17 protein-coding genes are annotated in these 16,065 nt (G+C 59.3%); 10 read left to right on the plus strand and 7 right to left on the minus strand.

Annotated elements, in window-relative coordinates:
• Positions 1-27 precede the first annotated feature (27 nt).
• Positions 28-1,512 carry an exodeoxyribonuclease VII large subunit gene (xseA, locus tag ACR0LI_RS07405; protein WP_480489893.1) on the plus strand — a complete coding sequence of 495 codons (1,485 nt, stop codon included), beginning with the start codon at positions 28-30 and terminating at the stop codon, positions 1,510-1,512.
• Positions 1,513-1,515: 3 nt separating this feature from the next.
• Complete coding sequence (locus ACR0LI_RS07410) at positions 1,516-2,157, plus strand: glutathione S-transferase family protein (protein ID WP_480489891.1); 642 nt, start codon at positions 1,516-1,518, stop codon at positions 2,155-2,157.
• Here the strand turns inward: ACR0LI_RS07410 and ACR0LI_RS07415 are convergent, their stop codons facing one another.
• On the minus strand, positions 2,158-2,538 hold the full coding sequence (locus ACR0LI_RS07415) for a hypothetical protein (RefSeq protein WP_171633322.1): 381 nt from the start codon (positions 2,536-2,538) through the stop codon (positions 2,158-2,160). It abuts the gene before it with no gap.
• Between the two features lie 155 nt (positions 2,539-2,693).
• On the opposite strand from ACR0LI_RS07415, the gene ACR0LI_RS07420 reads away from it, so the two are divergent.
• The 5 genes from ACR0LI_RS07420 to ACR0LI_RS07440 all read left to right on the plus strand — a co-directional run bounded on the left by ACR0LI_RS07420 (position 2,694) and on the right by ACR0LI_RS07440 (position 6,930).
• A complete protein-coding gene (locus ACR0LI_RS07420) occupies positions 2,694-3,332 on the plus strand; it encodes a lysoplasmalogenase (RefSeq protein WP_480489889.1) in 639 nt (212 codons plus the stop codon).
• Positions 3,333-3,390: 58 nt separating this feature from the next.
• The gene (gene ftsY / locus ACR0LI_RS07425) at positions 3,391-4,530 is read left to right on the plus strand and encodes a signal recognition particle-docking protein FtsY (protein WP_480489886.1); all 1,140 of its coding nucleotides are present in this window, start codon (positions 3,391-3,393) and stop codon (positions 4,528-4,530) included.
• A 91-nt stretch (positions 4,531-4,621) separates the two neighbouring features.
• Positions 4,622-5,524: an EamA family transporter gene (locus tag ACR0LI_RS07430; protein ID WP_171633329.1), complete on the plus strand. Its 903-nt coding sequence runs from the start codon at positions 4,622-4,624 to the stop codon at positions 5,522-5,524.
• 16 nt (positions 5,525-5,540) lie between these two features.
• Positions 5,541-6,146: an inner membrane-spanning protein YciB gene (locus ACR0LI_RS07435; RefSeq protein ID WP_171633335.1), complete on the plus strand. Its 606-nt coding sequence runs from the start codon at positions 5,541-5,543 to the stop codon at positions 6,144-6,146.
• Positions 6,147-6,261: 115 nt separating this feature from the next.
• The gene (locus tag ACR0LI_RS07440; protein ID WP_171633338.1) at positions 6,262-6,930 is read left to right on the plus strand and encodes a Crp/Fnr family transcriptional regulator; all 669 of its coding nucleotides are present in this window, start codon (positions 6,262-6,264) and stop codon (positions 6,928-6,930) included.
• Positions 6,931-7,148: 218 nt separating this feature from the next.
• Here ACR0LI_RS07440 and ACR0LI_RS07445 read toward each other — a convergent pair whose 3' ends face one another.
• The 6 genes from ACR0LI_RS07445 to rpiA form a co-directional block, all read right to left on the minus strand.
• Positions 7,149-8,663, minus strand: coding sequence for a Do family serine endopeptidase (locus ACR0LI_RS07445; protein ID WP_209833451.1), 1,515 nt, complete (start codon positions 8,661-8,663; stop codon positions 7,149-7,151).
• 110 nt (positions 8,664-8,773) lie between these two features.
• The gene (locus ACR0LI_RS07450; protein WP_171633344.1) at positions 8,774-8,968 is read right to left on the minus strand and encodes a DUF2065 domain-containing protein; all 195 of its coding nucleotides are present in this window, start codon (positions 8,966-8,968) and stop codon (positions 8,774-8,776) included.
• Positions 8,968-9,864: a protease modulator HflC gene (gene hflC, locus ACR0LI_RS07455; RefSeq protein WP_171633347.1), complete on the minus strand. Its 897-nt coding sequence runs from the start codon at positions 9,862-9,864 to the stop codon at positions 8,968-8,970. Before hflC ends, ACR0LI_RS07450 begins: the two co-directional genes overlap by 1 nt.
• Positions 9,864-11,003, minus strand: coding sequence for an FtsH protease activity modulator HflK (gene hflK / locus ACR0LI_RS07460; RefSeq protein WP_480718261.1), 1,140 nt, complete (start codon positions 11,001-11,003; stop codon positions 9,864-9,866). The genes hflC and hflK overlap by 1 nt, the downstream gene beginning before the upstream one ends.
• Before the next feature lie 72 nt (positions 11,004-11,075).
• On the minus strand, positions 11,076-12,434 hold the full coding sequence (gene gor, locus ACR0LI_RS07465; RefSeq protein WP_480718262.1) for a glutathione-disulfide reductase: 1,359 nt from the start codon (positions 12,432-12,434) through the stop codon (positions 11,076-11,078).
• Between the two features lie 126 nt (positions 12,435-12,560).
• Positions 12,561-13,349 (minus strand): ribose-5-phosphate isomerase RpiA, encoded by a 789-nt coding sequence (gene rpiA / locus ACR0LI_RS07470; RefSeq protein WP_480718263.1) that lies wholly within the window; start codon positions 13,347-13,349, stop codon positions 12,561-12,563.
• A gap of 167 nt (positions 13,350-13,516) precedes the next feature.
• Here rpiA and ACR0LI_RS07475 point away from each other — a divergent pair, with 167 nt between their 5' ends.
• The 3 genes from ACR0LI_RS07475 to ACR0LI_RS07485 are packed head-to-tail and all read left to right on the plus strand — an operon-like array spanning position 13,517 to position 16,033.
• Positions 13,517-14,218 carry a glutathione S-transferase family protein gene (locus ACR0LI_RS07475; protein WP_480718264.1) on the plus strand — a complete coding sequence of 234 codons (702 nt, stop codon included), beginning with the start codon at positions 13,517-13,519 and terminating at the stop codon, positions 14,216-14,218.
• A 1-nt stretch (position 14,219) separates the two neighbouring features.
• Positions 14,220-15,593, plus strand: a complete 1,374-nt coding sequence (locus ACR0LI_RS07480; RefSeq protein WP_480718265.1) for an L-serine ammonia-lyase — start codon at positions 14,220-14,222, stop codon at positions 15,591-15,593.
• A gap of 23 nt (positions 15,594-15,616) precedes the next feature.
• Positions 15,617-16,033, plus strand: a complete 417-nt coding sequence (locus ACR0LI_RS07485) for a GFA family protein (RefSeq protein WP_171633363.1) — start codon at positions 15,617-15,619, stop codon at positions 16,031-16,033.
• Positions 16,034-16,065 lie beyond the last annotated feature (32 nt).

The raw sequence follows: 16,065 nt of genomic DNA on the forward strand, positions 1-16,065 counted from the left end.
GGCGCGCATTTGAAACAAGGCGCTGAAATGTCCGACCTGCTTGATGACCCGATTCCGGGCCAAAACACCCCTGAATACACAGTGTCCGAAATTTCGGGTGAGGTGAAACGGACGCTCGAAGGCTCATTCGGCCGAATCCGCGTGCGCGGTGAGGTTGGGCGCGTGTTCAAAGCCCGATCCGGGCATCTGTATTACGACATCAAGGACGACCGGAACGTTTTGGCCTGCACGACATGGAAAGGTCAGGTTTCCAGCCTCTCGGTCGTGCCAGAGGAAGGGCTGGAGGTTGTCGTCACCGGTCGCCTTACGGCTTTCGGGGCGCAATCCAAATACAACCTGAACGTCGATGAGGTTTCCGTCGCGGGTCAGGGCGCTCTTATGGCGCTGCTGGAGAAGCGCAAGAAACAACTGGAATCCGAAGGTCTGTTCGCGCCGGAACGCAAGAAACCCCTGCCGTACCTGCCGCAGATCATTGGCGTTGTGACATCCCCTTCCGGTGCCGTGATCCGCGACATTCTGCATCGGCTCAGGGACAGGTTTCCGCGCAAGGTGCTGATCTGGCCTGTGGCGGTTCAAGGGGCCAACTGCGCGCCCGAGGTCGCCCGCGCCATCGAAGGCTTCAACCAACTGACACCTGGCGGCGCGTTGCCGCGGCCCGACCTGATCATCGTCGCCCGTGGCGGCGGATCGATCGAAGACCTCTGGGGCTTCAACGAAGAGAGTGTCGCGCGCGCAGCCGCCGCATCGGGCATACCGCTGATTTCGGCCGTTGGGCATGAAACCGACACCACCCTGATTGATTTTGTCTCGGACCGCCGCGCGCCTACACCCACGGCTGCGGCAGAGCTGGCCGTGCCGGTCCGCATCGAACTGCTCGCCTGGACCGAAGAACAAGCTGCGCGCCTGTCGCGCGCGGCAACGGACGCGGTGCAGCGCCGTTCGCAAAGGCTGCGCGATTTGTCCCGCGCCCTGCCGCGCCCGGACAGTCTGTTGAACTCCCCCAGACAACGCCTTGATTTGATTGCAGATCGTCTCACACCCGCCTTGATACGCGGGGTGCAGAACCGTCGCCTGCAAGTGGTGGAATTGTCTGCTCATCTGCGCCCCTCGACCCTGCAAAGCTTGATATCGACGCGACAGGAATCGCTGCGCAACCTGTCATCGCGCCTGTCCTTGCGACCGATCCAAAGGGAAATCGATCAACAGCGGCAAAACCTAGATCGTTTGCGCGATCGAATGCACACGGCCCAAACCACGCGACTGGACCGCCTCAAGCAGCAACTCGAAGCGACGGACCGCCTGCGCGAGACGCTGAGCTACAAAGCCACTTTGGACCGCGGATACGCGGTCGTCCGAGCCGAAGGGAATGTGATAACCACCAAGGCTCAGGCCACCAAACAAACGGCGCTCGAGATCGAATTCGCCGATGGCGTTCTCAGCACCGGCCCGGGCGCGAAATCACCCTCGAAGAAACCCAGGCCGGACACCCCGGATCAGGGATCACTGTTCTGAGCCATGCTGACCATCTGGGGCCGAAGAACATCATCAAATGTACAGGCCCTGATGTGGTGTGTGGGTGAGCTGGCGCTGGAGTTCCAGCGCCACGATGCCGGGCACAGGTTCGGTTTGCTGGACACCGATGAGTTTCGCAAGCTGAACCCGAACGGCACCATCCCCGTGATACAGGACGGCCCAAATCCCTCGCTGTGGGAGACGGGGCCGATCCTGCGCTACCTTGCCTCCATGTATGGAGCGGATGATTTCTGGCCACGCGATCCGACCCGGCAAGCCGAAGTGGACAAATGGGCAGAATGGGCCAAGATCAATGTCGCGATGGCCTTCACGGTACCTGTGTTCTGGCGGGTCGTGCGGACCCCGCAGACAGAGCGCGATCACCAAGCGATCGAAACGGCCGTCACAGCACTCGAGAACACGCTGGCGATCGCCGATGCGCAACTTTCTGAAAACGCTTTCCTGTGCGGTTCCTGCCTGACTTTGGCCGATATCCAGTTGGGGCACATACTCTATCGCTACTATGACATCGATATTTCGCGCGCATCACTGCCCAACTTGCGCCGCTATTACGAAGGCTTGACAGACAGGACAGCTTACCAAACCCATGTCATGATCAATTATGATGAGCTGCGCGCAAACTGATCAAACGCCAACGTCCGGTCCATAACAAACCATTTCTTCCCCAAGATCCTCGGCCTCATACAGTTCAGTCGCTTGCGGATTACCTTCGAACTGCGCAATCAAACCGCCACCGGATTCAGTGAAAACCCAGCATTGCGGATCCAGCCTGTCTTCGTAGACAAAGCAGATCTGCTCGCCCTGCTGATACCAGATACCTTCCTTGCAATTCCCGTCGAGAAAAGACCAGATCACACGACGGTTCGGAAGATACCGCTCCACCCCGTAAACCTGACCTTCGAACCCGTAGAACAGAGTTTTGCCCTGCGTATACTTGTCGAACTCCGAGCCAGACAAAGGCGTTTGTGCCGCCACGGAATGTGCGGCCAAAGTCGCGAGAATCATCAGGAACCTGAACATGTTTCCATTTTGTCAGAAGCGCTTCGGTCATGCCATTCGCCTGTTGAACCGGTGCCTTCACAAGGCGCTTAACTCAACGTAAGCGGTTGATTTCACGCCACGCCCCAGATCAGATCATTCTGAACCGGCGAGGAGATGACATGACAACCCTACTGTTCTGGATCGCCTGTGGCTGCGCCCTTGGTTACCTGCCACTGACCTCCTGGCCCGTCGGTTCTTTGCGCACTGTACTGAAAACCGCATCAGTCGCCCTACTGGCGGTCATCGCCATCATGAACGGTGAGCCTTGGCTGTTGGTTCTTGCGCTCGCTCTATGTGCGACAGGCGACGCCCTGCTGTCGCGCGAAACAGATGCCACCTTCATGATGGGCATCGCCGCATTTGCCGCCGGGCATCTGACCTATATCGCTCTGTTCCTGACTCAGCCGATCAGTTCTGCCGGGCTGATCCTCAGCGCGCCTGCGATTGTATGGTCCTTGATCATTCTGGGCATCATCATGGCCACTTTGCTCGCGCCCCGCGCCGGAGACCTGAAGGGGCCCGTTCTGGCATATATCCCCATCATTCTTGGCATGGGGGTCACGGTGCTGGCACTGCCGGATACCGGTCCCCTTCGGTGGGCCTTTCCCGCCGCCATGGCCTTCATCGCGTCAGATCTGATCCTCGCAACCGAGAAATTCCTGCTGCCGCCACACCATCCGGCCCTCAAGGTGACGCCCTATCTTGTATGGCCCCTTTACTGGGGTGCTCAGCTTGGCTTTGTCCTTGCATTTGCGTGACCCTTTGCAACTGCCGCAAATCCGCATTAGGTGAAGGGAACACCTGTGGAGACCAAGTATGGCGTTTTTCTCAAAGCTAAAGGACAAGCTGTTCAAATCTTCATCTCGTCTTGAAGAAGGGCTGGAAGCCATCGTCGAGGATGGCGGCGAGGAGACGGCGGCTCCGGACCCTGTGATCCCCCAGCCGCAGCTCGATCCGCAACCGGTTCCAGAAGTGCCAGAGCCTGCCCCGGCCCCGCAACCGGCTGAACCGCCGGCACCGATCCCGGCTGACCCCACGCCTGTCGCTCCACCGCCGGAAATACCGGAAGCCAAGGGCATCCTGAACCGCCTGTTCAATCGAGGCGCCGTCACGGAAATGCGCCGCACCCTGGACGATGACATGCTGGAGCAGCTCGAAGAACTGCTGATCGCCTCGGACATGGGCGTCGACACAGCCTTGCGTGTCACATCGAACATGGCCGAGGGCCGCTTTGGCCGCAAACTGTCGACCACAGAGATCAAGCAACTTCTGGCACAAGAAATCGCCCGCGTTATGGAGCCTGTGGCCAAGCCTCTGCCGATCTATCCCAAACGACCTCAAGTGGTACTGGTCGTCGGCGTCAACGGCTCGGGCAAGACCACGACAATTGGAAAACTGGCCAGCCAGTTCAAAGAGGCCGGCAAAAAGGTCGTCATCGCCGCCGGCGATACCTTCCGCGCTGCGGCCGTGGAACAGTTGCAGGTCTGGGGTGATCGCGCCGGAGTTCCGGTTATGACCGCCCCCGAAGGCTCGGACCCCGCCAGCCTCGCCTTTGACGCGCTGACCCGTGCACAGGCAGAGGGCGCTGATCTGCTGATGATAGATACGGCGGGCCGCCTGCAAAACCGCACCGACCTGATGGAGGAACTCGCCAAAATCGTCCGCGTCATCCGCAAGGTTGATGACACTGCTCCGCACAACACTTTGCTCGTACTCGACGCCACCACCGGTCAGAACGCGCTGAGCCAGGTGGAAACGTTCCGCAAACTGGCGGACGTTTCCGGTCTGGTCATGACCAAGCTGGATGGCACGGCCAAGGGCGGTGTTCTTGTTGCCTTGGCGGACAAATTCGGGTTGCCCATCCACGCGATCGGCGTCGGCGAACAGATCGACGACCTTGCCCCTTTCGACCCCGAAGAATTCGCTGCCGCCCTCACCGGTCTCGACAAAGGCTGATCTTAGGCTTCATCTGGCCCCAAATATCCTCGGGGGGTGTGGGGGGGCAGACAGCCCCCCACCTTCTCCGCTCCGCAAAAGGTCCGCGTATTTGAGCGACTGGCTGATCTCTCTCGAAGGCACCGAAGCCGGACACCAGCTGGCATTGGCGCTGGCTTTGATGGCGGCGTTCCTGCACGCGGTCTTCGGTGCACTGCAAAAAGGCAGACACGACCCGTGGCTGTCCCGCGGCGCCATCGACGCCTGCTATTGCCTCATGGCCGCCCCCTTCGCCTTTTTCGTGGTGCCCTGGCCCGAACCTCATATGTGGCCGATCTTCGCGCTCGTCTGGCTGATCCACATCGCCTACAAAACCCTGCAAGCCATGGCATATACCAAAGGCTCTTACACCGTCGTCTATCCGGTGGTGCGCGGTACGGGTCCGCTGTTCACCGTCATCGGTGCCTATCTTCTGTTCGGCGAAACATTCTCGGCCGTTCAATGGCTGGGCGTGGCCACCTTGCTGGCCGGGATATTTGGGTTGGCCGCCTACAACTTCAGGTTCCTGGAAACCAACAGGGATACGCTGGGTATCGCGCTGACACTGGCGATCATCACTGGCCTGTTTGTGGCCCTGTACACCACCTATGACGCCTATGGCATTCGCGCCACCGCCGATCCGTTCACCTTTCTGGCCTGGTTCTTCATGATCGACGGCGCGGCCATGCCGATCTACGCATATCTCAGGTGGCGCGTGATGGCACACAGACCTGCACCTGGCCCGCTGATGCTGCGCGGCCTCGCTGGCGGTATCATCGCTCCTTTGTCCTTCGGGGCAATCATGCTGGCCACCCGGCTGGATAAGGTCGGTGAAGCAGCCGTTCTGCGCGAAACCTCAACAGTCTTCGCTGCGCTGATCGGCTGGCTTGCGCTAAAGGAAACGGTTGGCCCAAGACGCATTGCCCTGATGGCATTGATTGCACTTGGCGCCGTAATAGTTGAAATGGGCGGATAAGCAGCAGGAAGTACAGATGACAGGCAAAAAAGACATCAACCCGTTTCTGAAACAGATTCTGGAACTTGGCCCCCCGCTGGCCTTCTTCTTCATCTACCTGCGCCTGCGCGACGACAGTTTTCTGATCGGCGGCATCGAGTATTCCGGCTTCATTGTCGCCACGATTATCTTTGTCCCCCTGATGCTGGGGGCAATGGGTATCCTGTGGTATCTGACCGGCAAACTCAGCCGGATGCAGATCTTCACGGCCTTCATGGTGATTTTCTTCGGCGGTCTCACGGCCTGGTTCAATGACGAGCGGTTCTTCAAGATGAAAACCACACTTGTCTATGGTCTGTTTGCCTTGATCCTCGGCATTGGCCTGATGCAGAAAAAATCCTATCTCGCCTATGTGCTGGATGAGATGCTGCCGATGAAGCACGAAGGCTGGATGATCCTGACACGCCGCCTGTGCGCCTGTTTCGCCGTTCTGGCCGCCGCAAACGAATTCGTCTGGCGCACCATGTCGACGGATCTGTGGGTCAAGATCGAGACCTTCGGCTTTCCCATCGCTCTGATGGCCTTCCTGATGCTTCAGTTCAGCATTCTGCAACGCTATATGGACGATCCCGAGCAGAAATAACGGCCCCTGCACCCGCCAGACCTGCCAAAACAAACAAAATTCTTGGCTTGAGCGCCGAGCTATGGGAAGTTGTGCCACCACCCACACTCACAGCTTGCCCAAGATCGGTGCACACATGACGGCCTTTCCCAACAGCGGCTTCCTTTCCGAAGCCTCCGACGGGCTCAGAGAAATGCTTTCGGCGCAAGCGACCGACATATCTCTGTCCCAAGGTGAAATACTTTTTGAACAAGGTGACGAGGGCGACTCTCTCTATGCCATTCTGGAAGGCACGTTAGAGGTTTCCTTTCTGGCCATGAGCGGCCGCAAACTGACGCTTACCCTGATGCGCCCCGGCGAAGTCTTTGGTGAGATCGCGTTGTTCGACAATGGTCCGCGTACGGCCACCATTGCGGCGGCAGAACAGTCGCGTGTACTGCGTGTGCGCCGCAACGACGTTATGAACCAGATCAGACAACAGCCTGACCTTGCCGTGGATATGATCCGTCTGGCCGGATTGCGGATGCGATGGATGGGGCTGCAACTGAACGAGCAGGTCTTTCTGCCCATGCCTATTCGGCTGGCCCGCAAGCTGCTGCACCTGTCCAGTTTACAGGACGACCCGGCCGCGCGCATCACCCTGTCGCAGAGCGAACTGGCCGAATTTGTCGGTGCCACACGCGAGGCAGTATCCAAAACCATCTCGATCTGGAAACGCGACAACATGGTCGAAGCCTCTCGTGGCGGTTTGCTGATCCAGGATTTTGAAGCCCTGCGAGAACTGGCTGATTCAGATCTTATTTGATCCGGTGTGATCTTGTTCACAGACCATCGATTACGCTTTGACCTAACGTGAGATTGTTACCGTAGGAGGTCAGAGAATCATCCCCGATATCTGTCCACTGACCTCTCCCTGTATCTGAGCCATACGCATTCACTGCGTGTGGCTCATTTTTTGCGTGGCGGTGATACCCGGTCTGGCCCGCAATAAAAAAGGCCGGGAGGTTGTCCCGGCCTGTTCAATCAGTTCTCAAGGCTCAGCGCCACAAAACGCGGATCGCCGCCCCTGCGCACCAACAGCAGCAGAGATTTGCGACCAGCTTCGCGCGATTCTTCCATACGGGCTTCGAGATCTCCGATGGTTTCCACCTTTTGCTGGCCTGCTTCGGTGATCAGATCACCTGCCCGCATTCCCTTGGCATACGCCTCAGATGCTTCATCGACATCTGTAATCACAAGGCCGTCTGCATCACCATCCAGCCCCAAATCTGCACGCAGCGTATCGGTCAGGGGGGAAATCGTCAGGCCCAGAATATCCGCATTCTCCTCAATCGGAGCTTCCTGCGGTTCCTCCTCGCCATTGTCAGCGCGTTCCGCATCTTCCCGACGCCCTAGTGTCACAAGTACGGTCTGGGTTCCGCCGTCGCGGTGCACGACCACTCTGACCGACTTGCCAACTTCTGCTTCACCGACCTGACGCACCAGACCTCGGGTGTCTTCCACCTCGACGCCATCAAAGCTGAGGATCACGTCACCCGCCTTCAACCCAGCTTCCTTGGCGGGGCCGTCCGGTACATCGCTGATCAGCGCGCCGCCAGGTTTTTCCAGACCCATGGCCTCGGCCATGTCCTCGGTTACGTCCTGAATGCGGACGCCCAACCAACCCCGACGGGTCTCGCCATATTTCCGCAGTTGATCCACGACCTTCACGACAACATTCGACGCCATCGAGAATCCGATGCCGATCGAACCGCCGTTAGGCGACAGGATTGCGGTGTTCACACCGATCACTTCGCCTTCCATGTTGAACAGCGGCCCGCCCGAGTTGCCCCGGTTGATCGCCGCGTCCGTTTGAATGTAATCGTCATAGGTTCCGCTCAGCGCTCGGTCGCGGGCTGAAACGATCCCTGCCGATACCGAAAAGCCTTGCCCAAGCGGGTTGCCCATGGCGATAACCCAGTCACCCACGCGCGCGACGTCGCTGTTGCCGAACTTCACGTATTTCAGCGGGCCCGAAGCCTCGACCTTGAGCAACGCGATATCTGTTTTCTCGTCCGTTCCAATAACCTTGGCCACCAGTTCTTTCTTGGGCTGGCCATCGCCGGGGAAGAATTCCACAAGGATCTCATCAGCTTCGGCAATTACATGGTTGTTCGTGACGATGAAACCGTCCTCCGAGATCACGAACCCCGACCCCAGCGCATTGCTGCGACGCGGCGCGTTGTCGTTATCTCCGCCGTTTCGGTCCTGGAACTCGCGAAAGAAATCTTCGAACGGAGAACCTTCGGGCACGATGCCCTGCGGGCCAGTCCGGCCCTCGATCAGGGTGCTGGTGGTGATGTTCACAACCGCCGGGCTGACTTTCTCGGCCAGTGGTGCCAGGCTTTCGCCCCTGGCCTGTGCCATCGCCGATTGCGCCAGCAAAAGCAATGAACCGGCAAAGGCCAGCCACATAAGCCGCATCCAAACACTCACTTCGTCCCACCGGACGGATACACTGCGCGCTTTCGCCTGCACTAGAGCTCTCCTTGTCGACATTCACGCCAAGACCGCTTGTTCACGGCCTTTCTTACAAACCAATGTAGTCAGTTTGACCCCACGAGCAACTCGGGATCGCAACGAAATCACCGGCAAGTGAAACCGCAGCGTCAAAATCCCAGGTGTTGCGCGCCCCAAAGCAGGATCAGCCCGCTGATCACACACAGCAATCCGACCAGGCGCCGGGCTTGCTCTGGCATGTCCCGCAAGGCTTCCAGCATCCGCTCGATAAGCGAAGGGGCCAGCGCATAGGCCAGCCCCTCAACAATCAGTACCAGCCCGAAAGCCAGAAGGATCATACCCATTATTCAGACGCCGCAGCCGCCGGTGCCCGCCGTCCGGTTGGTGAAGCGAGGTAGTTGAAAAACTCGGAATCCGGGCTCAGGATCATTGAGCTATTACCACCTTGCAGCGCATTTTCATACGCGGTCAGCGAACGGTAGAATTCGAAGAACTCCGGGTCTGCACCATACGCTTCTGCAAAGATGGCGTTGCGTTCGGCGTCAGCTTCACCGCGAATGATCTCGGCCTCGCGGTTGGCGTCCGACACCAGTTCCACCACGGTCCGGTCGGCCTGCGCCCGCACGCGCTGCGCGGCTTCGTTACCACGTGCGCGTTCATCGGTGGCTTCACGCTCACGCTCGGCTTTCATCCGGTCAAACGTGGCCTCAAGGTTGGCCTGAGGCAGGTCGGTCGCCTTCAAACGCACGTCGATCACATTCACGCCCAACGCGCGCGCTTCGGCAATCGCGCTGTTGCGGATGCGCAGCATCAGCGCGGCACGGTCTGAACTGAGGATGTCACGCGAGGACACCGAACCCAGTACTTCGCGGGTTTCAGCGCGCAGGATACGATCCAGACGGTCTTCAGCGACCGGAATACCACCCACACCAACGGCCTGACGGAACTGTTCCAGATCGGAAATCCGATAGCGGGCGAAGGCATCAACCACCAGTCGGCGATCATCCAGAGGCGTAACCTCCAACGGCTGAACGTCGATGGACAGGATCCGGTCGTCATAGCGGACAACTTCCTGTATCAGCGGGATCTTGAACGCCAGACCCGGCTCTTCCTTGACCGCAACAACGCGGCCAAATTGCAGAACCAACGCGCGCTCACGTTCATCCACGATAAAGATCGAGGACAGTACACCAACAATCGCGATGAAAACGATCGGCAGAATAAAGGTCGCTTTACGCATCAGTTGCTCTCCTGTCCGGAATTGCGGCGCAGTTCGTTCAGCGGCAGGTAAGGCACGACGCCCTGCCCCGATCCGGTCGAGTTTTCGTCCAGAATGATCTTGTCCACGTCACCTAGAACCTGCTCCATCCGCTCCAGGTACAGACGTTTGCGGGTCACATCAGGCGCTTTGGAATATTCTTCCAGAACCGCGCTGAAACGGCTAGCCTCACCCATAGCGCTGTTGATCTGCTGTGCGCGGTAGGCTTCGGCTTCTTCCAGTACCTGGGCAGCTTCACCGCGCGCCTCAGCCAAAACCCGGTTGGCGTAGGCGTCGGCGACGTTTTGCAGCCGGTCACGCTCCTGCGCGGCGGCCTGAACATCGCGGAAGGCGGCGATCACGTCCTGCGGCGGGTCGGCTTTGTCAAAGTTCACGCGGATGATGTTTACACCCGAATCGTAGCTGTCCATCGTCGTCTGGATCAGTTCCTGAAGGCGTTCGGCAATGATACCGCGATCCCGGTTCAGGATTGGTGCCAGCTCGCTCTGCGCGATAATCTCGCGCATCGCCGATTCCGACACGGCGCGGATCGTCTGACGCGGATCACGCAGATTGAACAGGAACTTGGCCGGGTCGTTGATGTTCCAGACGACCTGATAGTCGATATCGACCACGTTTTCGTCGCCGGTCAGCATGAGGCCATCGTCGCTGCCCCGGGCGCCGCCCATATCTTCGGTCTGTTCGCGGGTGACCGGAATCACCTCGGCAGTGACAAACGGCCATGGCGCAAAGTTCAGACCCGGATTACCCACGGCCGAGAACTCGCCCAGAAACAGCTCAACTGACTGTTCTTCGGGCTTGACGGTGTAGAAACTGGCCGCGGCCCACAAACCCGCCGCGATGACAAGGCCGATGGCAACCGTGCCCTTCGAGAACGCCGGACCGCCGCCGCCCTGACCGCTGCCACCACGGCCGCCGCCGCCGCGACCGCCCATCAGGACGCGCAGCTGCTCCTGGCCTTTTTTCATCAGCTCATCAATCTCGGGGATCTGCGGGCCTTCGCCTTCGGGGGGCTTGCGCCCGTCACCGTTGTTGCCCCGATTTCCTCCACCTCCGGATGAGCCTCCGCCCCCCCAGGGGCCACCGCTGTTGCCCGCCATATGTATCAATTCCTTCGTTTAGGCCCGTGTGATCACGGGCACACTTGTAACTTGTGTGCGCGCGCTTGCAAATCAAGCACAGCGTACAGGTTGCCGCATTGTCACCAGTTCTTCCGCCATAACGGGATGTACTGCAACCGTGCGATCGAATTCTTCCTTTGTCGCGCCCATCTTTACGGCAATTCCGGCCAGCTGGATCATCTCTCCTGCTCCGGGGGCGACAATATGGCAACCCAGTACCTTGCGCGTGGCCTGAGACACGATCAGTTTCATCAGAACCCGTTGCGTGCCACCGGCAAACGCCTTCTGCATCGGTTTGAACGAAGTGGCATACACCTCGATCGGTTCCTGGGCCGAGGCTTCTTCCTCGCTCAGGCCGACTGTGCCGAATTCCGGTTGGGTGAAAATGGCGGTTGGGATCAGCGCGTGATCCACAGGGGTTGGGTTGCCTTTGAAGACGGTTTCCACAAAAGCCATACCCTCGCGGATGGCCACGGGTGTCAGGTTGACCCGGTCGGTCACATCGCCAATGGCATAGATCGACGGAACGGCGGTCTGGCTGTATTCATCCACGACGATCTCGCCCTTGCGCCCACGTTCAACGCCCAGCTCTTCCAGCCCGAGGTTATCGGCATTCGGTGCCCGGCCCGTGGCGTACATGACCACGTCAAAACGATCCTCGGTGCCGTCCGTCGCCTTTACACGTATCTGGTCGCCATCTTTGGCCATTTCCAGCACATTGGTGCCCAGACGGACATCGATGCCGTTCTGGCGCATCTCTTCGCAGATCAGTCCACGCGCTTCTTCATCAAAGCCACGCAGGATCTGCGCACCGCGGTAGAATTGCGTGGTCTTGACACCCAGACCGTTCATGATCCCGGCAAACTCGCTGGCGATATAACCGCCACCAACAATCAGAATGCTTTCGGGCAGCTTGTCCAGATGGAAAATCTCATTCGACGTGATCGCAAGATCCGATCCCGGGAAGTCCGGCACCACCGGTCGACCGCCTGTTGCAATCAAGATGTGTTTGGCGGTTTTTCGGGTGCCATCGGCCAGCTCGACCGTGTGCGCATCCACCAGGCGCGCGCGCTGATCAAAGCTTTCAACGCCGTTGTTTTTCAGGATGCTGCGATAAATCCCTTCCAACCGGTCCAGTTCGGCAACCAGTTTGCCGTGAAACATGTCCCAGTCAAACGGGCCGGGCTGAACATCCCAACCATAAGCTTGCGCATCTTCGATCATGCCCGAGTATTCACTGGCAAAGACCATCAGTTTCTTAGGCACGCAGCCCCGGATCACACAGGTGCCGCCATAGCGGTCTTCTTCAGCCAGCGCGACCTTTGCACCGGCTTCACCCGCCGCCACGCGTGCCGCCCGGACCCCGCCCGAGCCTCCGCCGATGACAAAAAGATCATAGTCAAAGCTCATGCCGGGTTCCTTCGTTCAACTTGCAAAATTCCTCTGGATATCTGGGCGCGAAAACCCCGGTGCCAACCCCCGGGCGCGGAATTTTCGATCTTTTGCCGACGCTTGTCCGATTGGCTTGCATAAAACTCAGTCCGTTTGGTCGGAAAACAGGTTTTCACGGGATCCGCTCAGCAGCTGATCCAGTTCCAGGGTGCCCGCGTTGATATCCCGCAGTTCGACCCGCCCGTCGCCGTGGCCGATGATGACCTTGTCACAAATATCGATAAACAGGCCGTTTTCCACCACGCCAGGAACCTGGTTGAGGATCAGGGCCATCTGACGGGGATTGCCGATGCGTTTCAGGTGCAGGTCCAGAATGTGATTGCCTTCATCCGTCACGAACGGGGCCGCGCCATTCATACGCAGCGCCGACGAGGTTCCAAGTACATCCATCGCGTCCAGCGCTTCTTCGATCAGTGTTCGCGTGGTTTGCCAGCCAAATGGAACAACCTCGACCGGCAAGGGGAAAGCACCCAGCGTTTCCACCTCTTTCCCGGCATCTGCGATGACAACCATCTGATCGCTGGCCGTGGCAACGATCTTTTCCTGCAAATGCGCGCCGCCGCCGCCCTTGATCAGGTTCAGGTCAGGGTCGAATTCATCCGCGCCGTCGATGGTCATGTCCAGCCACCCGGCCTGATCCAGAGAAGTGACTTCGATCCCGACTTCGCGTGCCAGCTGCGCGGTGCGGGTGGACGTGGGAACGCCCTTGATCCGCAGACCTTCGTCTTGCACCCGTTCGCCCAAACGACGGACCAGCCAGGCCGCAGTGGATCCCGTTCCAAGACCCACGCGCATGCCGTCCTCGACCATCTCGGCGGCACGACATGCGGCCACGTATTTTGCGGTGTCGATGGGCGACAGTTCTCCGGTCATGGCAGCTTTCCCAGTTTGGCCTGCCGGAGTTATAGGGAATGCGCCGCGCGACTGCGACCACATTTTGCGGTTCGGCAAGCGTAAAGATGCCTGAAGACTGCGCGTTTCCTATCGGAAACGTCGCAATCATGTCTTACGCCCTCATCTTTGTCATATAGATTGCCCGCATGTTGAACCGATACCGCCTGCACTACGCCCCTGACAACGCCTCGCTGGTGATCCGGCTGGTGCTGGAAGAAATGGGTGTGCCCTATGAAGCTGTGCTGGTCGATCGCCGTCGAAACGAACAGGACAGCGCGGCGTACAGGTCATTGAACCCCAACGGGCTGATCCCGGTGCTTGAAACTCCGCAAGGGCCGATCTTTGAAACGGCGGCAATTCTGCTGTGGCTGTCCGAGCGCCACGGGCAACTGGCCCCGGCGGCAGACGCCCCCGAACGCACCGAGTTTTTGAAATGGCTGTTCTTTGCGTCCAACACGCTGCACGCCGATCTGCGCATTCTGTTCTATGCCGAGAAATACATCACCCCGCCACAGGCTGATACCCTGCGTGCAGGCATCCGACCCCGTTTGAAGCAGCACCTGCAACTGCTGGACGCGCTGGCAAAACGCGCGCCAGCCTGGTTTTGCGCGGAATGCCCGTCGGTTCTGACCTATTATGTCGCCTGCATGATGCGTTGGATGGCCTTGTATCCGGCCGATGCAAATCGCAGTTGGTATGCGCTGTCTGACACCCCGACCCTGCAAACCATCCTGGCACAGCTCGAGACACGCCCTGCCACCCACACGGCCATCGTGGCCGAGGGCCTGGGCCCCGCACCGTACACCTCTCCTATTTACGCCAACCCCTTAGAAGGCTCAGCTACCTGACATGTTCCTCTCTGTCTTCGATATGTTCAAAGTGGGCATCGGCCCGTCCTCCTCACACACCATGGGCCCCATGGTGGCAGCGGCGCGCTTTCTGGATATGATGCGTGCTTCACCTTTCGAATTTGCGGGTCTGAAGGGCTCGCTGCATGGCTCGCTCGCCTTTACCGGCGTAGGCCATGCGACCGACCGGGCAACCATTCTGGGCCTGGCCGGCTTTGTTCCGGACACCTATGACAACAGCAAGGCCGAGGCCGCATTGGCGGATATCGCCAAGACGCACACGGTTACCCCCGACGGCCTGCCGACGCTTCAGTTCGATCCCAAAACAGACCTGATCTTCGACTATGACACCAACCTGCCGGGACACGCCAACGGGATGATCCTGATGGCCACGGACGCGCAGGGGGACGTGATCCTGCGCCAGGTATTCTATTCCATCGGTGGCGGCTTTGTCCTGACCGAAGAAGAACTGGCCGAAGGCAAGGCAACGGATGAGGGCGCACCGGTGCCGTTCCCGTTCAAATCCGCGGCTGAAATGCTTGAGATGGCCAAGTCCAGCGGCAAAACCATCGCCGAGATGAAGCGCGCCAATGAGATCGCGCGCGGCTGCGCCGACAGTTTCGCCAAAGGATGCGCTCGTCTGTGGGACGTCATGAATGCCTGTATCGAACGCGGTTTGAGGACCGACGGCATTCTGCCCGGCGGGCTGAAAGTGCGACGCAGGGCAAAGGGTATCTATGACGCGCTGATCGCCGAACGCGGCATGAACCTGACCGCGCCGCACACGATCAACGACTGGATGAGCGTCTACGCCATGGCGGTCAACGAAGAAAACGCCGCCGGTGGGCAAGTCGTAACGGCACCGACCAACGGGGCAGCGGGCGTTCTTCCTGCGGTGCTGCGCTATTATCTGGACCACGTTCCCGGTGCCTCGGAGAACCATATCGAAGATTTCCTTCTGACCGCGGCCGCGATTGGCGGGCTGGTCAAATACAATGCGTCCATCTCGGGGGCCGAAGCGGGGTGTCAGGCCGAGGTCGGCAGCGCATCAGCCATGGCCGCGGCGGGGCTCTGCGCCGTGATGGGCGGTACGCCCGAACAGGTTGAAAACGCCGCCGAGATCGCGTTGGAGCATCATCTGGGCATGACCTGCGATCCCGTCGCCGGGCTGGTTCAGGTGCCCTGTATCGAACGCAACGGGCTGGGGGCCATCAAGGCTGTGTCCGCTGCGTCTTTGTCCCTTCGCGGGGATGGAGAGCATTTCGTGCCGCTGGATGCGGTGATCGAGACGATGCGTCAGACCGGCCATGACATGCACGAAAAATACAAGGAAACCTCGCTTGGCGGATTGGCCGTGAACGTGCCAAACTGCTGATATCGCAACAAATGGGGGTCGATATGCGTGGACATTGCCTCTGCGGCAGCATCAAGTACGAGATCGACCCTCCTTCCCTGTCCTGCGTCACCTGTCATTGCGACAGCTGCCGACGCCAATGCGCCGCGCCGATGACAACCTATTTCGCGGTTCGTGACGGTCACTGGCGCTGGATCGGAGAAGAGCCGAAACGCTTCAACTCTTCGCCCGGAGTCGAGCGCAGCTTTTGCCCGGATTGTGGCACGCCAATCTCGTTCCGCTCGGCCAAAATGTCGGATGTGCTGCATCTATACGTCGCCACTTTGGAGACCCCCGAGGCAATGCAGCCCACATTGCACGTGGCTCATGAGGAAAGACTGAGCTGGCTGCATCTGGATGACAACCTGCCCACCTGCACCGGACCGGATTACACAAAGGTTCACCCCCTGCCCGACGCCTGACATTCGACCTTTCCACTGCGCCGCGAAGCAGA

This window comes from Ruegeria sp. CL7, assembly GCF_056536445.1.

Coding starts and splice junctions, on each gene's coding strand:
- ACR0LI_RS07440 (WP_171633338.1), top strand. CDS start 6,262: ATGACGGCCTTTCCCAACAGCGGCTTCCTTTCCGAAGCCTCCGACGGG.
- ACR0LI_RS07435 (WP_171633335.1), top strand. CDS start 5,541: ATGACAGGCAAAAAAGACATCAACCCGTTTCTGAAACAGATTCTGGAA.
- gor (WP_480718262.1), bottom strand. CDS start 12,434: ATGAGCTTTGACTATGATCTTTTTGTCATCGGCGGAGGCTCGGGCGGG.
- hflC (WP_171633347.1), bottom strand. CDS start 9,864: ATGCGTAAAGCGACCTTTATTCTGCCGATCGTTTTCATCGCGATTGTT.
- ACR0LI_RS07480 (WP_480718265.1), top strand. CDS start 14,220: ATGTTCCTCTCTGTCTTCGATATGTTCAAAGTGGGCATCGGCCCGTCC.
- ACR0LI_RS07450 (WP_171633344.1), bottom strand. CDS start 8,968: ATGGGTATGATCCTTCTGGCTTTCGGGCTGGTACTGATTGTTGAGGGG.
- hflK (WP_480718261.1), bottom strand. CDS start 11,003: ATGGCGGGCAACAGCGGTGGCCCCTGGGGGGGCGGAGGCTCATCCGGA.
- xseA (WP_480489893.1), top strand. CDS start 28: ATGTCCGACCTGCTTGATGACCCGATTCCGGGCCAAAACACCCCTGAA.
- ACR0LI_RS07415 (WP_171633322.1), bottom strand. CDS start 2,538: ATGATTCTCGCGACTTTGGCCGCACATTCCGTGGCGGCACAAACGCCT.
- ACR0LI_RS07485 (WP_171633363.1), top strand. CDS start 15,617: ATGCGTGGACATTGCCTCTGCGGCAGCATCAAGTACGAGATCGACCCT.
- ftsY (WP_480489886.1), top strand. CDS start 3,391: ATGGCGTTTTTCTCAAAGCTAAAGGACAAGCTGTTCAAATCTTCATCT.
- ACR0LI_RS07475 (WP_480718264.1), top strand. CDS start 13,517: ATGTTGAACCGATACCGCCTGCACTACGCCCCTGACAACGCCTCGCTG.
- ACR0LI_RS07410 (WP_480489891.1), top strand. CDS start 1,516: ATGCTGACCATCTGGGGCCGAAGAACATCATCAAATGTACAGGCCCTG.
- ACR0LI_RS07420 (WP_480489889.1), top strand. CDS start 2,694: ATGACAACCCTACTGTTCTGGATCGCCTGTGGCTGCGCCCTTGGTTAC.
- ACR0LI_RS07445 (WP_209833451.1), bottom strand. CDS start 8,663: ATGTCGACAAGGAGAGCTCTAGTGCAGGCGAAAGCGCGCAGTGTATCC.
- rpiA (WP_480718263.1), bottom strand. CDS start 13,349: ATGACCGGAGAACTGTCGCCCATCGACACCGCAAAATACGTGGCCGCA.